Origin of the sequence: Rheinheimera riviphila (assembly GCF_004005945.1) — a bacterium.
GTDB classification, from domain to species: Bacteria; Pseudomonadota; Gammaproteobacteria; order Enterobacterales; family Alteromonadaceae; genus Pararheinheimera; species Pararheinheimera riviphila.
Genome location: NZ_SACS01000010.1, coordinates 96,337 through 116,168, shown reverse-complemented (window position 1 = coordinate 116,168; position 19,832 = coordinate 96,337). Strand labels below are relative to the sequence as shown.

The 19,832-nt window shown below is 50.0% G+C and carries 17 protein-coding genes and 1 tRNA gene; 8 read left to right on the top strand and 10 right to left on the bottom strand.

Features of this window, described 5'->3' with window-relative positions; genetic code table 11:
* Positions 1-14 precede the first annotated feature (14 nt).
* The 9 genes from EOE67_RS10875 to EOE67_RS10835 form a co-directional block, all read right to left on the bottom strand.
* A complete protein-coding gene (locus EOE67_RS10875) occupies positions 15-830 on the bottom strand; it encodes a TatD family hydrolase (protein ID WP_127699104.1) in 816 nt (271 codons plus the stop codon).
* Complete coding sequence (gene pdxH, locus EOE67_RS10870) at positions 831-1,469, bottom strand: pyridoxamine 5'-phosphate oxidase (protein WP_127699103.1); 639 nt, start codon at positions 1,467-1,469, stop codon at positions 831-833.
* Positions 1,470-1,514: 45 nt separating this feature from the next.
* A complete protein-coding gene (argS, locus tag EOE67_RS10865; protein ID WP_127699102.1) occupies positions 1,515-3,254 on the bottom strand; it encodes an arginine--tRNA ligase in 1,740 nt (579 codons plus the stop codon).
* Between the two features lie 3 nt (positions 3,255-3,257).
* Positions 3,258-4,865 (bottom strand): peptide chain release factor 3, encoded by a 1,608-nt coding sequence (gene prfC, locus EOE67_RS10860; RefSeq protein WP_127699101.1) that lies wholly within the window; start codon positions 4,863-4,865, stop codon positions 3,258-3,260.
* 390 nt (positions 4,866-5,255) lie between these two features.
* Positions 5,256-5,519, bottom strand: a complete 264-nt coding sequence (locus tag EOE67_RS10855) for a hypothetical protein (RefSeq protein ID WP_127699100.1) — start codon at positions 5,517-5,519, stop codon at positions 5,256-5,258.
* Between the two features lie 32 nt (positions 5,520-5,551).
* Positions 5,552-5,860: a hypothetical protein gene (locus tag EOE67_RS10850; RefSeq protein WP_127699099.1), complete on the bottom strand. Its 309-nt coding sequence runs from the start codon at positions 5,858-5,860 to the stop codon at positions 5,552-5,554.
* A 676-nt stretch (positions 5,861-6,536) separates the two neighbouring features.
* Positions 6,537-7,007 (bottom strand): ribosomal protein S18-alanine N-acetyltransferase, encoded by a 471-nt coding sequence (gene rimI, locus EOE67_RS10845; protein WP_127699098.1) that lies wholly within the window; start codon positions 7,005-7,007, stop codon positions 6,537-6,539.
* On the bottom strand, positions 6,994-7,398 hold the full coding sequence (locus tag EOE67_RS10840) for a hypothetical protein (RefSeq protein WP_127699097.1): 405 nt from the start codon (positions 7,396-7,398) through the stop codon (positions 6,994-6,996). The genes rimI and EOE67_RS10840 overlap by 14 nt, the downstream gene beginning before the upstream one ends.
* Positions 7,399-7,437: 39 nt before the next feature.
* A tRNA-Trp gene (locus EOE67_RS10835) sits at positions 7,438-7,514 on the bottom strand.
* 354 nt (positions 7,515-7,868) lie between these two features.
* Between EOE67_RS10835 and EOE67_RS10830 the strand changes: the two genes are divergently transcribed.
* Positions 7,869-8,255: a response regulator gene (locus EOE67_RS10830; RefSeq protein ID WP_127699096.1), complete on the top strand. Its 387-nt coding sequence runs from the start codon at positions 7,869-7,871 to the stop codon at positions 8,253-8,255.
* 64 nt (positions 8,256-8,319) lie between these two features.
* Here EOE67_RS10830 and EOE67_RS10825 read toward each other — a convergent pair whose 3' ends face one another.
* Entirely contained in the window at positions 8,320-8,667 is a 348-nt protein-coding gene (locus EOE67_RS10825; protein ID WP_127699095.1) for a HopJ type III effector protein, read from the bottom strand.
* 71 nt (positions 8,668-8,738) lie between these two features.
* Here EOE67_RS10825 and EOE67_RS10820 point away from each other — a divergent pair, with 71 nt between their 5' ends.
* From EOE67_RS10820 to EOE67_RS10790, 7 genes are all read left to right on the top strand, one after another.
* Positions 8,739-9,836, top strand: coding sequence for a hypothetical protein (locus tag EOE67_RS10820; RefSeq protein WP_127699094.1), 1,098 nt, complete (start codon positions 8,739-8,741; stop codon positions 9,834-9,836).
* A gap of 112 nt (positions 9,837-9,948) precedes the next feature.
* Entirely contained in the window at positions 9,949-11,400 is a 1,452-nt protein-coding gene (locus EOE67_RS10815; RefSeq protein WP_127699093.1) for an Ada metal-binding domain-containing protein, read from the top strand.
* A gap of 4 nt (positions 11,401-11,404) precedes the next feature.
* Positions 11,405-12,028: a methylated-DNA--[protein]-cysteine S-methyltransferase gene (locus EOE67_RS20985; RefSeq protein ID WP_276317441.1), complete on the top strand. Its 624-nt coding sequence runs from the start codon at positions 11,405-11,407 to the stop codon at positions 12,026-12,028.
* 116 nt (positions 12,029-12,144) lie between these two features.
* Positions 12,145-13,020 (top strand): pirin family protein, encoded by an 876-nt coding sequence (locus tag EOE67_RS10805; protein WP_127699092.1) that lies wholly within the window; start codon positions 12,145-12,147, stop codon positions 13,018-13,020.
* Positions 13,021-13,151: 131 nt separating this feature from the next.
* A complete protein-coding gene (gene mtnN, locus EOE67_RS10800) occupies positions 13,152-13,862 on the top strand; it encodes a 5'-methylthioadenosine/S-adenosylhomocysteine nucleosidase (protein ID WP_127699091.1) in 711 nt (236 codons plus the stop codon).
* Positions 13,863-13,903: 41 nt separating this feature from the next.
* On the top strand, positions 13,904-14,899 hold the full coding sequence (locus EOE67_RS10795; RefSeq protein WP_127699090.1) for a cobalamin biosynthesis protein CobD/CbiB: 996 nt from the start codon (positions 13,904-13,906) through the stop codon (positions 14,897-14,899).
* A gap of 156 nt (positions 14,900-15,055) precedes the next feature.
* Positions 15,056-19,576, top strand: coding sequence for an EAL domain-containing protein (locus EOE67_RS10790; protein ID WP_127699089.1), 4,521 nt, complete (start codon positions 15,056-15,058; stop codon positions 19,574-19,576).
* The last annotated feature ends 256 nt before the right edge of the window (positions 19,577-19,832 follow it).

Below are 19,832 nucleotides of genomic sequence, written 5' to 3'. Positions count from 1 at the left end.
TTATTGAACGCGCTTTATGAGATGCCAAGCGCCACTTGGCTATTGCGCCAGAGCTGTGCGGCGATGTCGGTTGGTGCTTCTTGCCGTAGCCCACAAAATGCCTGAAACACCAGCGCCAGTTGTTTTGGGGTATTGATTTGCCCCTGAAAACCAGACAACGGCATTGCGGGTGCATCGGTTTCTAATACAAAACAGCTTAATGGTAACTGACGCACTGCAGCCTGGGTTTTGGCCGCTCGTGGATAAGTAATAGTACCGCCAATACCCAGTTTAAACCCCACATCAACAAACACCTGCCCTTGCTCCGGACTGCCGGAAAAGGCATGTAAAATGCCACCATATTGAAACTGCTGCCGTTTAATCTCCGCCAGCAACTGCACCATGCTTTTGCGATGATGCAGCACCACCGGTTTTTGAAATTCGGCCGCGAGCTTTAATTGCGCTTCAAACAATTGCTGTTGCCGGGCAAAGGTTTCCGGCGCCAGCGCGTAATCCAAACCAATTTCACCAACTGCCGCTATCTGTGACTGATGCTGTTCGAGCAAGCTTTTCAGCAATACCAGATGGGTTTCGTCATGCTGCGCTGCCCACCAGGGATGGATGCCTAACGCGATATTAAATTCTGGGTATGACCGCGAAAAATCCAGCAGCGGTTGCCAAGCGCTTGCTTGCACCGCAGGGATTAAACAGCCTTTGACACCGGCCGATTGCGCCTGTTGCCAGTGCTGCTGCCATTCGGGCCACAGCTCTGGCAAATCCAGATGACAATGGCTGTCAAACAAGGCCAACTGCGGTGACGGTTGCAGTATATCGGACAGCAACTCAGGCATTTAGGGGCACAACCGCTCAATCTGCCAGCTACCATCTCCTTGCAGCCAGTACATAAAACGATCATGTAACCGATGCTCACCGCCCTGCCAGAATTCGATAGCGTGCGGTTTAATCTGAAAACCACCCCAAAATGACGGCACCGGCACTTCACCATGTTCAAATTTATGTTTGATTTCGGCAAATTTCTGCATCAGCGCCTGGCGGGTCGACACCGGCCGGCTTTGCTCAGACGCCCAGGCCGCCAGCTGACTTTCTTTGGGTCTGGATAAAAAGTACTTCATCACATGACTGACCGGCAGTTCTGTGGCCGTGCCATAGACAATCACTTGCCGCTCCAGCGGATGCCACGGAAAATGCAGACACACTTTTGGATTACCGGCCAATTCGCGCGCCTTGCGACTGCCAAGGTTGGTATAAAACACAAAACCGTCGGAGTTTACATCTTTAAGGAGCACCAACCGCTGTGAAGGCTGGCCATGTTCATCGACGGTGGCCACGCACATCGCCGTTGGATCCGGCAATTCGGCGGCGATAGCGTCTTTTAGCCACAGTTCAAACTGGGTAAAGGGATCGATATTTAGCTTATCGATATCGAGTTTATCTTTGACATAACTGCGGCGAATATCGTCTATTTTCATCCAGAACTCCTACAAAAAAAGCGCCGAAGCGCTTTTTAAATAATCTTACATCCGCTCCATCACTTCGATGCCAAGCAGGTCAAGACCTTGCGCCAGCAAGCGTGAAACACCAATACTCAGCATTAAACGGCTGTCGCGCACTTTTGGTTCAATGCCTTCTTTGAGCATCGGGCACGCTTCATAGAAAGTCATATATAAACTGGCCAGTTCATACAGATAGTTACATAGCAGGTTCGGTTGCGCATCTTTCATCACCTGCTGCAACGTTTCTTCAAACTGCAGGGTTTTTAACGCAAGTTGCTTTTCCTGCGCTTCAACCAATATAAGCGGCGCATTAAAATCAGCGGCCACATCGGCGCGGCGTAAAATACTGCGCACGCGAGTGTAAGCATATTGCAGATATGGTGCGGTGGCGCCTTCAAAACTCAGCATCGAATCCCAGCTAAAGATGTAGTCTGAAGTGCGGTTTTTCGACAGATCAGCAAACTTCACCGCGCCAATACCGACTTTACGCGCCACTTCGGCAATTTCGTCTGCTGACAGCTCAGTCGATTTTTGCTCGACCACCGCTTTGGCGCGAACCACCGCTTCTTCTAACAATTCCGCCAGTTTGACAGTACCGCCGGTGCGGGTTTTAAACGGTTTGCCATCTTCACCCATCATGGTGCCAAACGGGCAATGCTCGTAAGAGGTCATACTTCTGAGCAAACCGGCTTTACGCGCCACCACTTCCACTTGTTTAAAGTGCAAGGCCTGGCGGGCGTCAGTGAAAATAATGATCCGGTCGGCACCGAGCTCAAGGCTACGGTATTTACAGGCCGCTAAGTCGGTGGTGGCATATAAAAATCCACCGCCGGTTTTTTGAATAATAAAGGGTGACGGATTGCCTTCTTTATCTGCCAGCTCGTGTAAAAACACCACCAGCGCGCCTTGGTCTTCCACCGCAATGCCGGTTGCTTTTAAGCTATCGACAATCGGCTGTAACATTGGGTTATAAGCCGATTCTGGCTTGATATGCTCATGGCCCAAAGTCACATTCAGCGTGCGGTACACTTCATCGCTGTGCTTAATTGAGGTGTCGATAAACAGCTGCCATAACTTCTGGCAATGTTCATCGCCCCCCTGCAGCTTCACCACATAATCACGGGATTTATCGGCAAATCCGGTTTCATCATCAAACCGTTTTTTCGCTTCGCGGTAGAAATCTTCCAGGTCGGCCAAAGCCACAGTTTCTAAATCAACACCTGCGGCAATTTTATCTTCCAGATGACCAATCAGCATGCCAAATTGGGTGCCCCAATCGCCCATATGGTTCTGGCGGATCACCGTATCGCCCCAGAACTCCAGCGCCCGCACCACCGCATCACCAATAATGGTCGAACGTAAATGACCGACATGCATTTCTTTAGCAAGGTTTGGCGCTGAGTAATCCACCACCACTTTTTGCGGTTTGACATTCAGGCTGACGCCGAGGCGGCTATCGAGCAGCGCCGGTTGTAATTGCGCGGCCAGCCAGTCTTTATTCAGCGTAACATTGATAAAACCAGGACCGGCAATTTCAACCTTGTCAGCGATGTCGGCTAAATCCAGCTGATCCAGTAACTGCTGCGCCAAAGCGCGTGGATTGGTTTTTAAAAGCTTGGCCGCTGCCATTGCGCCATTGATTTGGTAGTCGCCAAACTCAACTTTGGTGCTTTGGGTTACTGCGGTATTGGTATCCGCCGGTAAACCCACCGCAATCATCGCGGCCTGAGTTTTATCTGATAATAACTGCTTAATATTCATAAACTATTTTGCCTTACTCGCGAACGTCTGCTCACGGGTTTTATGGAATTTGATTTTTGGATAGCGTTCCATCGACAGATTTAAATTCACCATGGTCGGTGCTAAATAACTTAAATTGTCGCCGCCATCCAGCGCCAGGTTGGTGCTGGCTTTGTTCTTAAATTCGTCCATGGCTTTACCATCTTCGGAATACACCCAGCGTGCGGTGCTGACGTTGACGCTTTCGTATATTGCATCGACGTTATATTCAGATTTCAGGCGGTGCACCACCACGTCAAACTGCAGAATACCGACGGCGCCTACGATTAAATCGTTGTTATCGAGCGGCCGGAACACTTGAACAGCACCTTCTTCGGCCAATTGCACCAAGCCTTTGAGAAGTTGTTTTTGCTTCAGTGGGTCGCGCAAACGAATACGGCGGAACAGTTCTGGCGCGAAATTAGGAATACCGGTAAAGGAGTATTTTTCGCCGGAAGTGAAAGTATCACCAATCTGGATAGTGCCGTGGTTATGTAAGCCGATGATATCGCCAGGGTAAGCTTCTTCAACGTGTTCACGATCGCCGGCTAAAAAGGTCAGCGCCTGTGGCACCAGCATATCTTTGCCGATGCGCACATGGTGCATTTTCATGCCCTTTTCGTATTTACCCGAACAAATGCGTAAAAATGCCACCCGGTCGCGGTGCTTCGGATCCATATTTGCTTGAATTTTAAACACAAAACCAGAAAAACCGTCTTCAATCGGTTCGACAGTGCGGGTGGTGGTGCCACGATGTTGCGGCGCTGGTGCCCAATCGGTTAAGCCGTCCAACATGTGATCGACGCCGAAGTTACCTAAAGCGGTACCAAAAAACACCGGGGTTAATTCACCTTTTAAAAACAGCTCTAAGTCAAATTCATGGCTGGCACCTTTCACCAGTTCCATTTCATCACGCAGTTGCTGGGCAAAATAACCAATCCGCGCATCCAGCTCTGGATTATTAATACCTTTGACACAATCCACTTCCTGAATGGTATGGCCATGGCCTGATTTATAAAACACGATTTCGTCTTTATAAATATGGTAAATGCCTTTGAATTCTTTACCAGAGCCAATCGGCCAGGTGATCGGCGCACAGGCGATTTTAAGTACACTTTCCACTTCATCTAACAAATCAACCGGATCGCGGATATCGCGGTCCATTTTGTTCATAAAAGTGATGATTGGCGTGTCACGTAACCGGGTGACTTCCATCAGTTTGATGGTGCGATCTTCAACACCCTTAGCGCCGTCGATGACCATTAAACAAGAGTCGACCGCGGTTAAAGTGCGGTAAGTATCTTCGGAGAAATCTTCGTGGCCTGGGGTATCCAGTAAATTTACCAGACAATCAGCATAAGGGAACTGCATCACGGAAGTGGTGACCGAGATGCCCCGCTCTTTTTCCATTTCCATCCAGTCAGACGTGGCGTACTGGCCGGATTTTTTGCCTTTGACGGTACCGGCTTTTTGGATCAACTGTCCAAATAACAACACTTTTTCAGTGATGGTGGTTTTACCCGCATCGGGGTGAGAGATGATCGCAAAGGTGCGACGTTTATTCACTTCTTCTAAAAATTGAGCAGAGGCCATGCGTGTGTTGATCCCAGGTATGGTGCACCGTCTGTGCGCTATCCGGAAATAGCAGGAACAGCAGACTGTGTTTAGGTCATTCAAAATGGCGGCGATTATAGCAGGATAAGGTGGGAAGGCACAGCGCAAAACTGGCAAAGGCGTTCAGCCCATAAGCAGCAGCAACCGCAGCAGAATAGCGTCTTCATGGTCACAACAAGCAATGTCGGTACGACTTCTCTATAGCCACATATGTTCGGCAGTTTTGCTTATGTCGGCGTTCATTGGTTTAAACACGCTAGAAAATTGAACATGAGGCTAACCGCCAACAAATGCCAGTCAACTTAACTGACTTGCATTGCGCCTTACCTGCATCCTTTTCTGGCTGCTCTGCTGTTCACTTTTTAGTATTCAGTCAGCTCGGTTTCCCTTTCGCGTGACATTAAAACTGAACAACGCAACGATCATGGCAGGCAGAGCCAGGGTAAAGTACACCACTTCGCGCATCGGCGCACCGACTTCATTTGTTACTTGACGTTCAGCAAACCAAATCAGTGCATACACTGCGGCAAAAGGCGTGAGTATGGGTAACAACCAAGCGTATCTGTAAGGCAAATAACTAACTGCAATACCAAATAAGGAGGCCAACAACATAAGTAATAACCATTGCCACATAATAATGCTCCTGAGAACCTGTGCTCGATTGATTAATTAATAATAACGAATGCTGCATTCAAATCGTGATAGCCCTCAATCGCTGATATCGCATCCGTTGGCAATGGCATATCAACAGGGATATTATGAAAACCGGCGGAAGGTCCATATCCAAAAAAGACTCTGTCTATACGGAACGCTTTAGCCTGCCTGGTTTCCAAATTTATCACGAGGACATTGGTAACTTCCGGGTTGTTGACCCCTTTAGCAAATTGTTTAAAGCTGTCAGCACTCTGACAAGATTTACAAATTAAAACCTGATCTAGCTCCGCAGCAAACACGGGCTCAATGAAAAACAACATCCAGCAACAAACGAATAAACGAACTATCCATTGAAATATCACCTTTTAAAAATCAGCAAATTAATCACAATAAATACACACACAGCATGCATATAGCAATCATTTGATGCGTATTTTTAATAATGTTATCAAGACGGAGCTGAGGAGGTCGGTTTATAAAAAACAGGCAAGACGGCGAAAAAATGCTGTTCGATTTGTAAAATCGTAGTGTCTGCGCTGTGCCACTAACTCAATATATGACTAACGACGAGGATGAAGTCATTCCCAAGGACGTTGAATTTGCGATTTGATGTGAGTTCTCTACTGGCATTACAGCAAATTCACTAGCTGCTTGAGTGTTAATTAGCCCAACAACTTTAACCATCGATGCAACAACAATTCCAGGCGAGCTCAACAAGAATGCTCCCTTAGTGAAATTACCGTTGAACAAATACACTCGCGAGCTGCAATTGCGGTGAAAGCTCTCAGTCACACTACATCAGAATTTCCATCTCCAATCCTTATAAAATGAAATAGGCTAAATCCCCAAATTCATGTGGAAATACTTGCTATTCAAACTGAAGGGGTGAAGCTGAAAAAACTAATGCTGTCATTGCAACAAAGGCCAACAGACTTCGGAGACAATGAAGCTAAGATAAAACAAGATGGAGAAAAAACTCGAATGTCGACTTGAGTTTTAACCCATCCGCAGCGGCAACCCCATCAGAATGGCATCTTCATGGCCAGTGGCGGTTGGATAATAATTCGGGCGTTTGCCGATCTGATGAAAACCAGCTTTTTGATACAGGGTAATGGCTTTAGAATTTGATTCCCGCACTTCCAGCCAGCATTCAAAAGCTTCGCGCCTATCTGCTTCGTTGATGAAATGCTCCAGCAGCAAGCGGCCAAAACCTTGGCCCTGAGCAGTTGGTGCAATACAGATATCAAATAAACTGGCTTCACCGGCGACAAACTCACCGATATAAAAACCGCAAATTTGATTTTGTTGCTCCAGCACAAAATTAAAATAACGATCGCCAAAACAGCTTTCAAATAACTTCAGGGTCCAGGGATGGCTGGTGGCTGCTTGCTCAATTGCCAGCATAGCCGGCGCGTCGGCCAAAGTTGCACTGCGGATGGTAGCTGCTCGTTGATCAGTTGGGTTCATCTTGGTCTGCTTGCTGTGGTGACAAGTACTGCGCCATCAGCTGCCACAGTTGTTGCTTTAACGCCGGTGCCGTCAATGCTGCCAACTCCGGTGTGTGAATTTCGGTGCCATTCAGTTCGGATTGCGGCAATTGCGCCGACCAGCACCACCTGAATTGAGGCTGGCAAAGTTGCAGTGCCTGCTGAATATCTGCAGCAAACGAAGTAAATTCAACCGGGATCTGATTCGACAATTGAATAGGTTCAGCTGCGGGCATCTCAACAGAGGTGGCATTTGGCAGCTCGTGAACATCGATACGTTGATGTTGTGGCTGAAAACGCGAAAAATCAGCGTGAAGCTGCACTGGTTTTATCTGGAGAAGTTGCAACAACTGCTGTTGATGTGAATTCATCTGGGTCTTTTCATCATCTGTCTGGTCGACTGAGAAAAGTGGCAGGGGCAGAGGGATTCGAACCCCCAACCATCGGTTTTGGAGACCGCTGTTCTACCAATTGGAACTATGCCCCTAGCGTTGGAGCGGCCATTATACAAAACGAAACTCAAAGGTAAAGCGAAAAACTCGCTGCAATCAATCAACTGCACACAAAACACCCTATTTGCTGAAAGAATCATCTGCTTGGAGTGCCGCTAGCAGGTTCCATGCACCAATAACCTGAAGCAAACACCCGACTGAATTGCTATTGCGTCGAAAATTTGGGCAAAAAGCGTGCCTGTCACCAATACATTTGTTAACATCAACTCAGGTTTTGGTTTTTGGCAGCATTTATTGCCAGCGTTTATCGGTACATTGGCTTGCGAAGCCGCCGGAACGCAACTAAACCTTGTTAAGCAGACATGGATAACAGCGCAAAGGATTTGAGAATGAAAACAACCGATTGTTCAGTACTGATTATTGATGATGTCACTTCGGTGCGGGAATATTTACGGCAAACGCTGATGTTACTGGGTATTACTCATGTCAGCGAAGCTTCTGACGGCAGCCACGGCATCAGTAGCTACAACAAACAACGTCATGATGTGGTGTTTCTGGATATTGAATTACCCGATTGCGACGGTAAAAACCTGCTTCGTCAACTCAAAGAAATTAATCCAAACGCCAATGTGGTCATCATGACTGCACACAGCACGGTCGAAAACGTGCAACAAAGTATTCTGGCGGGCGCCTGCGGTTTTATCGCCAAACCGTTTTCGGCGAAAAAAATCGAATCGGTGTTAGCGAAATGCCATAAAGCGCAGGCACTACGCTAAATCCAACAGCACTGAAGCTACCATCGTGGCTTCAGCTTCAAAACCAAGGGCTTCAAAATCAAGGTTACGCTGATTTCCCCTGTAACACCTTGCCACTAAAACTGACACCATCCCAGCCGGTGCGCATAAAATTGCGGATATTACCGTGATTTGTCCCTTTGATATCCGGTAGTACCTCAAGCCGGTAATAATCACCAAACAACGCCAGGGTTTGCGGCTCTGATAGCTGATGTAACAAAGCAAACGCCAGAATTTTGCAGGAGCCATTATTTTCACCAGCCGCATTACTAAGCTCGCCGTTGCAAAAGGCCGTTGGAGTGAATTCATATAAAGTGTCGATCAGCGCGATCGTTTGCCCAAAGCTGATCGTTTCAGGTTCTGTACTTAATTGCCGAAAAAAACTCTCTAACATAAAAACCTGCTTAAAGTTTAATCAATCAGTGTCGATAACCGGTATGAAACCATTTCTGCCGGGAGCTCGTTATGAACATCGTCGCTGCAAATCAACATTTTGCTGTGCACGAACACTCAGTGTTGCACAGCGGCCGCCTGGAACAGGCAGCAATCAGAAACGCAGTCAAACTGCCAGCACCCGCTGACAACCAACGCCCTTCCCTCGCCACCAGTGCTACTAATTTTTCTCAGGCTCGCCAGGCTTTGGCAACAGCCGCACTTTCGTCGCAAAATTCTGCACAAAATTCCAGCGCCGAGGCACCGACCGAGTCTACGACATCTACCGAACAAAATGAAGACAAACAGCGCTTTAACGCCCTGCAAACCGTTGGCGCGGTCAAACGCATTCTGGACCAACTCAGCTCCGGCAAATTGTTGTCGTGGATTGACGGTACCTCAATGGAAAAAATTCAGGCGCAGGTCGCAGAGCAACAACAAAACTCTGCTGCCGGATCAACTCCTCCTGCACCAACCGCGGCTCCGGCAACGCGTGTGACAGAATGGAGTTATCGCTATCAGGAACTCGATGCCAACTTCAGCGGCGCGCTGAGCATGGCCGATGGCAGTACCTTAAGCTGGTCATTTGAACTGAATATGCGTGAAGAACAGTTTTCGTTTCGTACCTTTACTGAAGAACAATTAAAAGATCCGTTGATCCTGAGCCTTGGTGGTAATGCGGTCGACTTAAAATCTACCGGCACTGACTTCGATTTTTATGGCAATGGCGAACGTCGTCAGCTGCCGGATTTGGGCAAAGGCCAATATTACCTGATGCGGGATAGCAACAAAAATCAACGCCTTGATTCCGGGCTGGAACTGTTCGGCCCTAAAACCGGCCAAGGCTATAGCGAACTGGCGGAACTTGATGACAATCAAAATGGTTTTATTGAAGCCAGTGATACGCAGTGGCAAAGCTTAAACTTATGGTCACGCCAACAAGGCATGCAAAGCTTACAACAAGCGAATATCGCCGCAATTTCAGCACAATCGGTGGCGACGTCTTTTGGCCTGTATGACAGAGATGCATTATTGGGACGCATCGCCCGCAGCGGCATTTTCCTGGCCGAACAAAACCCGCTGGCGCCGTTCAGCGTTGGGCTGGTGCAACAAGTTGATTTAAACATTTAAAAAAACGCCAGTTGCGCTGGCCAGAAATTTTAGTATTCAGTGCCGGATCCGGCTAGCTCCGGCCAACATTCACGGTAAACTGCACTGAATGTTTCAGGCAGGAACCGCCGTTATGCTTACGCCCGCCCAATGCCAGCAAGCCCGGTTAAGCCGTGACCATCGTTTTGATGGCATGTTTTATACCGCGGTCAAAAGTACCGGTATTTATTGTCGGCCCATTTGCCCGGCGCGCGCGCCAGCCGAGCATCAAATTGCTTATTATCCAACGGCAGCGGCTGCGGCCCAGGCGGGGTTTCGTCCTTGTCTGCGTTGCCGGCCGGACAGTGCGCCCGGATCCCCGGCCTGGCTTGGCAATCAAACCACCTTGCGCCGCGCCTTAAAGCTCATCAGCGAAGGCGCGTTGATTGACGGTGATCAGGCGGCGCTCTGTGACCGGCTTGGTATTAGTGAACGTTATCTGCGTAAACTTTTTGCAGAGCAGCTTGGGGTCGCGCCCAAACAATATGCTTTGTACCAGCAGATTTTATTCGCCAAGTCGTTGTTGCATCAAACGCTATTACCTATCGCTGATATTGCGCTGCAAGCCGGATTTCATAGTATCCGCCGTTTTAATGATGCCTTTTTTAAACAGTTACAGCTGACGCCAGGTCAAATCCGGCGGCGGCGCAGTACCGGAGTCTCCGCTTTGTTAGAACTTGAATTAAATTTTCGCCCGCCGCTGAATTTTGCATTGTTGCTAGGTTTTTGGCAGCAACGCAGCCTGACCGGCGTCGAATGGCTAACGATCAACAGCTATGGTCGTAGTTTTTGTTGGCCGCATCTTCCTGCAAAAGACCACGGCGCAGCTTCAGGCCAACAACAACGCAGCGGCTGGTTTGAAGTGCGGCTGAAAACCGAACATAGCCTGGCGCTCACGTTACACTGGCCTTATCCGGATGGACTGACGCAGGTGGTGGCGCACATTCGCCGTTTACTCGATTTAGACGCCGATTTACTGACCGTCGAACAAGCGCTGCAACCGCTGTTTGGGGAAGCGCTAAAAAGCGGCGTGCGTATTCCGGGGGTCTGGTCGGCGTGGGAAGCGGCGGTGCGGGCGGTGTTGGGCCAGCAAGTGAGTGTCGCTGGGGCTCGCATGCAACTCAATCGGCTGGTGGAAGCTTTATCTGCAACAGTCCCGGACACGGATAAAAAATTATTTCCAACCCCGGCAGAGGTGCTGGCCAGCGATTTAGCGATGCTCAAAGTACCACAAGCGAGGCGCGATACCTTAAAAGCGCTGGCGGCTGCGGTATTGGCGAAACCTGACGCTAGTCCTGATGAATGGCTTGCCATCAAAGGTATCGGCCCCTGGACAGTGGCGTATAGCAAAATGCGTGGCTTGTCGGACAGTGATATTTGGCTGGCTGGTGATTTAGGCATTCAAAAAGCGTTGCAGCAACGCGAACAACCTATTGATCCGGCGACGTTATCGCCATGGCGAAGTTATGCCACCTTACAACTTTGGTTTGGACTGGCACCGGCCACCAAAAAAACCGATTTGCCCAAACTGAGTCAGAAGGAATAACAATATGAGTAGCAACTTAGGCGCAGCCACCATTCAAACCCGCGACCTGCCAACGCCGGTAGGCTTACTGCGCATTGCCGCGACCGATCAGGGGATTGTCAGTATTTTATTTACCGATGACAGCATTGAAGAAAGCATGGCAGCAACAGGGGCTGCAACCGGCGATTTGTTGGCTGGCAGCGCTAAAACCCAGGCACCAAAGCTTGAGGTCGTAAAAGTGCTGGCACCGGTAGGAAGCGGTCATTCAATATGTGATACAACATCTGGCACCAGCGCTGAAGATCATCTACAGCAAGCCATCGAGCAATTACAGCAATATTTCGCCGGCGAGCGCAAACAGTTTTCATTAACCCTGGCGCCAAGCGGCAGCCCGTTTCAACAACAAGTGTGGCAAGCCCTTTGTGCAATTCCGTTTGCTCACAGCTGCAGTTATGGCGCTATTGCCAACCATTTAGACAACCCCAAAGCGGTGCGTGCAGTGGGTGCCGCCAATGGCAGAAATCCGATTGCGATCGTCGTCCCCTGCCATCGAGTCATCGGCGCCAATGGCAGTTTGACCGGTTATGCCGGTGGCTTAAACCGTAAGTTATGGCTGCTGCAGCATGAAATGCAGTGTGCCGGGCGCTGATTAACATTCGTAAAAATCGAATCATAATCGCGTTTTAATGCAATTTATTGTCGATTAAATTTCGGGTTAAATGGTGGCTCAATACAATCGAAACACATTCTCCCGGAGCAACGACCATGAAAGAGCGGCAACTGAAGCAAATATTACCGGCGCAACCAGTGTCAGATGGCGCCGGGGTGAAAATTCGCCGTAGTTTAGGCCTGCAACCGCAGCTGCGGCTCGACCCATTTTTAATGTTGGATTGTTTTGGATCCGATCAAGCCGCCGATTATCTGGCTGGCTTTCCGGCACATCCACATCGTGGTTTTGAAACCGTCACTTATATGCTGGACGGCCATATGCTGCATGAAGATCACCTGGGTAATCAGGGGCATCTGAAATCCGGCGGCGTGCAGTGGATGACCGCTGGCAGCGGCATTATTCACTCTGAAATGCCACAGCAGGAATCAGGTTTAATGCGTGGTTTTCAGTTGTGGCTGAACTTGCCCGCCAACGAGAAAATGAAAGATCCGGCTTATGTCGATTTAAAACCGGAACAACTGAGCCGTGTGGAACTGGCCGGCGGTGGCCATGCTATCGTGATTGCCGGCAATTTAACGCTGCCACTGCAACATAAAACCGTGGCTGGCCCTATTCAAGGCTTATCGACCGAACCTTTATATGTGGATCTCAGCTTCACTGCCGGTGAACAGGTGCAACTGCATATTCCCTCCGGGCATAATGCGTTGGTCTATCCATTTGAAGGCGAAGTAAAAATTGGCGGTAGCCGGGTGCAAACGCATCAGGCGGCCATCCTCACGGACGGCGATAGCCTGACCATCACTGCTGATGCCGCAGCACGGGTGATTGTGCTCGCTGCCAAACCAATTGGTGAACCCGTGGTGCAATACGGGCCTTTTGTGATGAACTCGGTGGCGGAAATTGAACAGGCGATCCGCGATTATCAGGCAGGCTCCTTAACCAAAATGGCCGCAGGAACGATTCAGGTTTAACGAGCCCGTCTGAGCAATAACGTCTGAATATTTAAGCCGCGCAAACCTGCATCAACTTGCGCGGTTAAAAAAGTTCGGCAACAGGCGACTTCCCTTCGTATAATGGCGGTTTTGCATTAGGTGAAATCAAGATGAAACTTGTCGGAATTATCGGCGCCATGGAGCAGGAAGTGGCGCTGCTGAAACAACAATTAACCAACGCCACCACTACAACGATTGCCAGTTTTGAATTTCACCGCGGCAGCCTGCAAGGGGTTGAGGTGGTGCTGGTGCAATCCGGGATCGGTAAAGTCACAGCTGCCATCGCTACGTCTTTGTTAATTCATCAATTTCAGCCAGATTGTGTGATCAATACCGGTTCTGCCGGTGGTTTTGATCCGGAACTATCGGTCGGCGATATCGTCATTTCCTCCGAAGTTCGCCACCACGACGTTGATGTCACCGCTTTTGGTTATGAACCTGGCCAGGTGCCACGGTTACCGGCGGCTTTTACCGCCCATCCGGCCCTTATTCTGGCGGCCGAACAAAGCATCGCCGCGCTGGGGTTTTGTCAGACCAAAAAAGGTCTGATCACCACCGGTGACGTGTTTATGTGCGACCCGGATCGGATTGCCAAAACCCGCGCCACCTTCCCGACCATGCTGGCGGTGGAAATGGAAGGCGCTGCTATTGCCCAGGCGTGTTATCAGCTCAACACGCCATTTGTGGTGATCCGCAGTTTAAGCGATATCGCCGGCAAAGAATCTCCAACCTCGTTTGAGGCTTATCTGGAAATTGCTTCGCGCAACAGTAGCGCCATGGTGGTGGAACTGCTTGGCAACCTGCGCCAGCTTAAGCTGTGATGCCAGCACTCAAGCCAAGCAAAAGCCAGGAATAACACCCGTTGCAGCCTGAAATGCTCGCCACTTTACATACGGTACAACAACTGCTGCAACATCCCTGGTTGCAGCAGCCGTTGTTGTTGTGGCTGGTGATCGTACTGAGTAGCCTGCTGCCGCTACCGGCCGGTTATCAGCCGTTGGTGTTGTTTCGGATTTTGGCGTTACGACTGGCCAAAAGAGTGAATAAAACCACTTACCCAGCAGCACAACTGAAACTGTCTGGCAGTCTTGCCGCCATTATCGCAATCACGCCCTGGCTGATCTTGGCCTGGGCTTTTACGCTGTTATCGCAAATGCCGCAGCTATGGCATGGCTTATTGTTGTATCTCTGTCTGGACTGGCAAAATGTCCGGCAGCAAGCACTACACATTCAAAGTAGCCTCGACAAACAACAACTGAGTCTGGCGCGGGATCAACTGCAACCGCTGGTGCTGCGCGAAGTAAAGTTAATGTCGGCCGTCGGCGTCAGTAAAGCCTGTCTGGAAAGCCTGTTATTCCGCCTCGCCACCCAGTGGACTTCGGTGTTGTTGTGGTTTTTAGCCGGTGGTGTGGTCGGTGCTATCGCTTATCGGTTATTACAGGAACTGCAACAGCAGTGGAATCCGAAACAGTCGCAATTCCAGCATTTTGGCAAGCCGGTGGCGGCTATCGTTTCGCTGCTGAATTGGCCAGGCATGCTACTGACCGGCAGCGTATTCGCGTTACTGGTGAGTTTGCGCCAGAGTCGGTACTATCTGAAATTTGCCCGTGATGGTTATTTTAGCTGGCCAGCGCGTTGGTTGCTGGCTGCAGGTGCGGCGGCGCTCAATCGTAATCTGGCAGGTCCGGTGTATTATCAAGGGCAAAAAATCCGCCGGGTGCGCATTGGCCCCGCGCTGGAGCCCAAAGCTGCCGATATTTCGTTACTGCTGCAATTATGTCGCCAGTATCAGGTAGGTGTCTTGCTGCTGCTCAGCAGCTATCTCGGACTTGGCCTCTTTGCTGGCTGGCCACTGTGATGCGGCGCCAAGCGGCATTTTTAACTTCGGCCCGAACTCCAGCCACACGATGTTCTGGACTTTAGGTGGGAACTTGCGATATTTTCAATGCTATTGACATCTTTTCTACAGACCCAACATTTATGTTCAACTTTTCTTGTCAGCACGATCGTTTGCATGCGTAAGCTGTTGAACTGGCTTGGTCTGGTATGTTTACTGACGCTGTGTGGCCAGGCAAGTCAGGCCGCCGAATTAAAACCACTGCTCCAACCACTGACCATCGAACAAGGTCTGTCGCGTGGCTCGGTTCGAAATTTACATATCGATCAGGACGGCTTTTTATGGATAGCCACCAGCAATGGTCTGAACCGCTTTGACGCCACCCGCAACCTGATTGTGGGGGCTGATGACGCCAAAATTGCTGGCCTGGATTTTAATCAGGTATTTGAACATCTGCCGAACCAAATTTGGGCGGTGGCGAGTCAGGTCGGCATTTTCCGGATTGATAAAACCACCGGCGCGATCAAATTAGTGCTGGACTTAGCGGCGCAGGAACAGCTGGACATGCCGACGCTGAGTGAAGTGATCATTGAAGATGACGATCATCTGTTGCTCGCCATTAATAGCGGTGTGTATCGTTATTCGCTTAAAACCGGCCAGCTCAACGAACTGTTTAACTTCAAACAAGCCGACACCGAACTGAGTTGGGTTCGCCAGCTCTGGCTTTATCAGCAACAATTGCTGGTGGGCACCAACCGAGGTTTGTTCCATGTTGATCTGAAAACCGGTCAACATCAACAGATTAAACTAACCGTTGAACAGGCAAAACCAAATCAGCTGATGGTGCGGCATATTTACGCTGCTAACGATCAGTTATTTATCAGCGCGGGCAGCTCACTATTTCAGTTGCCGTTGGCTGATTTACAGCAGCCCGTCAGCCAATGGCAACCGAAACGCTTGTTAACGGACATCCGGATCTCCCGATTGCTGCAACATCAAGACCGTCTGTTATTGGCCACCAGCAGTGGTTTATTTGAATATGACACGATGCTTAGCAGCAGTAAGTTTATGTGGCGATTTAGTCAGGGCAATCAGGACATCGGCCAGGATCTGATCACCGATCTGGTCGCCACAGCCGACGGCGGTTTATGGCTGGCCAGTCGGGACGAAGGGGTCTATTACTGGCACCCGCGCAGCACCGCTTTTACCAATATCAGGCTAAAAAATCTTGAGCAACGGGCTGAAAATAACCAGCAGTTGATGCTTAATTTTGGCGCACAGGCGCTGGCAGAAGGCGGCAACAACCAGTTATGGGTTGGTTCCGGTTATGGTTTACAACTGCTTGATTTAAGCAGCGGTCAGTTTAAAGAGTTTAATTATCCGGCGGATATTCCGGCCGATTTTGGCCAGAGCCTGAGCCGGATTTATCGTGAATCGGACAACAGACTGTGGTTACGTTCCAGCACTTCTTTGCGCTATTTCTCCGTCACCGACCGCCAGTTCTTACCTGCCCCGCTCCTCGATGCCACGCAGCAAAAGTTGCTGACGACCTCGGCACAGGGCCACTGGCGAGATGAACAAGGCGACTTCTGGTTTTACAATTTGGATCAATATTATCGCTATCGCCCGGCACAAGGCGTCGTCGAACCTTTGCCGGGACTAGCGGAAAAAGTACCGCCGCAGTTGGCCGGAAGATTTTTAGGTGCGGTGCCCAATCAGCCGCACAAAATTATCCTCAGCGCCAATGACCGATTATGGCTGTATGACAGTCAGCAGCAACAAGCCAGCCTGATGTTTCAAACGGCGGACTATCAACCGGCGTTGCAGCGGTTTGCCGACAAAATGAGTGTTGATCCACAAGGCATTCTTTGGATCACTTTTAACGGCATCGGCCTGCTCGGCTTTGATCCGGCCTTAAAATTAGTGCATCACTTTCACGAACAACAGCAGTTACTGAGTAACAATGTTTATTCCAGCGAATTAGACAACGACGGCCATTTGTGGTTTTCCGGCAATTACGGCTTGTCGCGGCTCGATACCCGTTCGCTGCGGATTGAACATTTCTCCCGTAAAGACGGTCTCGCCTCTTATGCCTTTAACATCGGTGCCAGCACCCGCCTGCGCAACGGTGATCTGGTATTTGGCAGCCGCCAGGGCTTAACGTTGGTAGATGCCAGCCGTTTTGTCGAACAACCGCTGGCGCCACAGATTGCCATTACCGCCATTCGCGGTCTGGATCAGTCGGGCACTGCCGCACTTGGCAATCTGAACGGTCAGACGTTCAGCTTTAACTACGACGTGCCGGGCATTGAAGTGCAGTTTTCGTCGTTAAATTTCCGCGACAGCAGCAAAATCAGTTACCGCCTGTGGCTGGAAGGCGAGCAGCGACTGGATTACCCAGTACAGAGCTCACCGCAAATAGTTTTCCCGCAATTACAGCCCGGCAGCTACCGATTTAACGTCGCCGCCATGTCGCCAATGACCGGCCTGGAAAGTGCGCCGGCACAAATCCAGCTGAACATTACCGCTGCGCCGTGGCGCACCCAAACGGCCTATGTCAGCTATGCCGTGCTGTTTCTACTGTTCACGTTACTGTGGTGGCGCAATCGCCGCCGGCAACGCCGGTTGCTGGCGCAAGCGCACCAAAAAGTAAAAATTTCCGAACAAAGGTTAAAACAAGCGCTGGAAGCGGTCGAAAGTGGCGCCTGGGAATGGCACTCACATAAAAACAGCATTTTCGCCCAGCGCGTGCACAGTATGCTGGGTTATAGCGAAGCACTGGATCCGCTCACCATGCAGCAGCATCTGTCGTTGATCCATGTGGATGATCGTGAAGCTTATCAGCAGGCCTGGCAACGTTTTACCAGCGCGCCGGATAAAACTTTTGATCACAGCTACCGGATGCAACACAAAAACGGGCATTGGTTGTGGTTCAGAGACATTGGCAAAGTCACCGAATTATCCAGCCAACAAAAAATCGAACGGGTGATTGGTACCTACAGCAACATTACCGAAACCCGTGCCACCAAAGAAAAAGCCCGGTTATTTGGCGAAGCATTTCAACAAACCCGCGACTGGGTAGTGCTGCTGGATTTAGAACAAAGAGTGATTGCCGCTAACCAGTCTTTCAGCGATGTGTTTGGCAATATGGACGAGTATTTAACCAACCCGCGCGTCCATGATCTGGGCATCAGCCTCAATCGTCGGCGGTTTTATACCAAGTTGCTGGCCGGGATGACGGTCAATCAACACTGGCAAGGTGAAGAACTGGTGCAATGCCCCGATGGTTCCGAGCGCCCTACCCTGATCAATATCACCGCAGTGGGCGACGATTTGCAGGTCGAGTTTTTTGTGTTGGTGTTCACCGACATCACCGCCCAGAAACAGGCCGAAGATGATTTACGTTATCTCGCCAGCTACGACACGTTGACCGGGCTGCCAAACCGCGCCTTGCTGATGGATCGGATTTACCACGGCATCGAGCAAGCAAAACGCGAACGCCGATCCTTAGCGTTGTGTTTTATCGACTTGGATAAATTTAAACAAATTAACGACAGCCTCGGCCACGATATCGGCGATTTACTGCTGAAAAAAGTCGCCAAACGCCTGACCGACACCCTGCGTTTAACCGACACCGTGGCACGGCTTGGCGGCGACGAATTTGTGGTGCTGCTGGAAGCCTATAAAAACGATGACAATATCAGCCACGTGGCGCGCAAGATGATCAAAACCATTGGCGAGCCGATGCAGTTAGGCGCGCATATCGTCAGTGTCTCACCCAGTATTGGTATTGCGGTGTTCCCGGAAGATGCGCATGACGCCAAAGAACTGCTCAAACATGCAGACGTCGCGATGTATCACGCCAAAGACAGTGGCCGCAATAATTTCCAATTCTTTATCAATGAGATGAATGAAAAAGCTTATATGCAACTGGCACGCGAAACCAAGCTTCGAAGCGCCTACCAGCAAAGCGAATTTTTTAACTTCTACCAGCCGATTTACGACAGTCGCCAGCAAAAAGTGGTCGGCGCCGAAGTGCTGATGCGCTGGCAATCCGATGTCGGTTTGGTGCCGCCAAACGATTTTATTCCGCTGGCCGAAGATTTAAACCTAATAGTACCGATGACGTTAACCTTATTGGAACGTGCGCTCTGTGATTTACAACAATGGCATCAGGCCGGTTTTAGCCTGTACCTGTCGGTGAATTTATCGACCCGCCATTTAGAGCAGGACGATTTAGCCATTCAAACCAGCAACTTGCTGCAAAAATACCAATTACCCGCCAGCTGCCTGCGCTTTGAAGTGACTGAAAGCGCGCTGATGCAGGACCACCAAAGCGCCATCGCCACCATGCTGGCGCTGAGTGAGCTCGGCATCCAACTGGCACTGGACGATTTTGGTACCGGCTATTCCTCACTAAAATACTTAAAAGAGCTGCCGATTGACGCCATTAAAATCGACCGTAGTTTTGTCAAAGATATCGGCATCGACAGCAACGACGAAACCATCATCGACGCTATGCTCAGCATGGCCAACAGCCTCGGCATGTACTGCATCGCCGAAGGCGTCGAAACCGAACAACAACTAGCCTTTTTCAGCCAACGCCAGTGTTACCTCATTCAAGGCTATTTGTTTGGCAAACCGATGCCAGCGGCGGAGTTTACTGCTCGCTTGGCTAGCGAGCGGGAGCTGATTTAAGCGGCGGCTTGGCGCTTTGGTAAAGCTGAGAACTGCTGGCTCTAGTGCATCACCACGTCAATATACAAGAAGAAACTGTGTGACTCTGCGGCGGACTACCTTCGGTGAGTCCGCCCTTTTTCATGTATATCAGATGCTTGGTAGGGCGTACTCACCCGAAGGGTAGTACGCCGGCATTGTTTATTTGGTAGCAAACGGCTGTTTTTAAAAACGTTTCGCCGCTGGTAAGCGTCTTTTTTTGGCGAAGTAAAAGAAA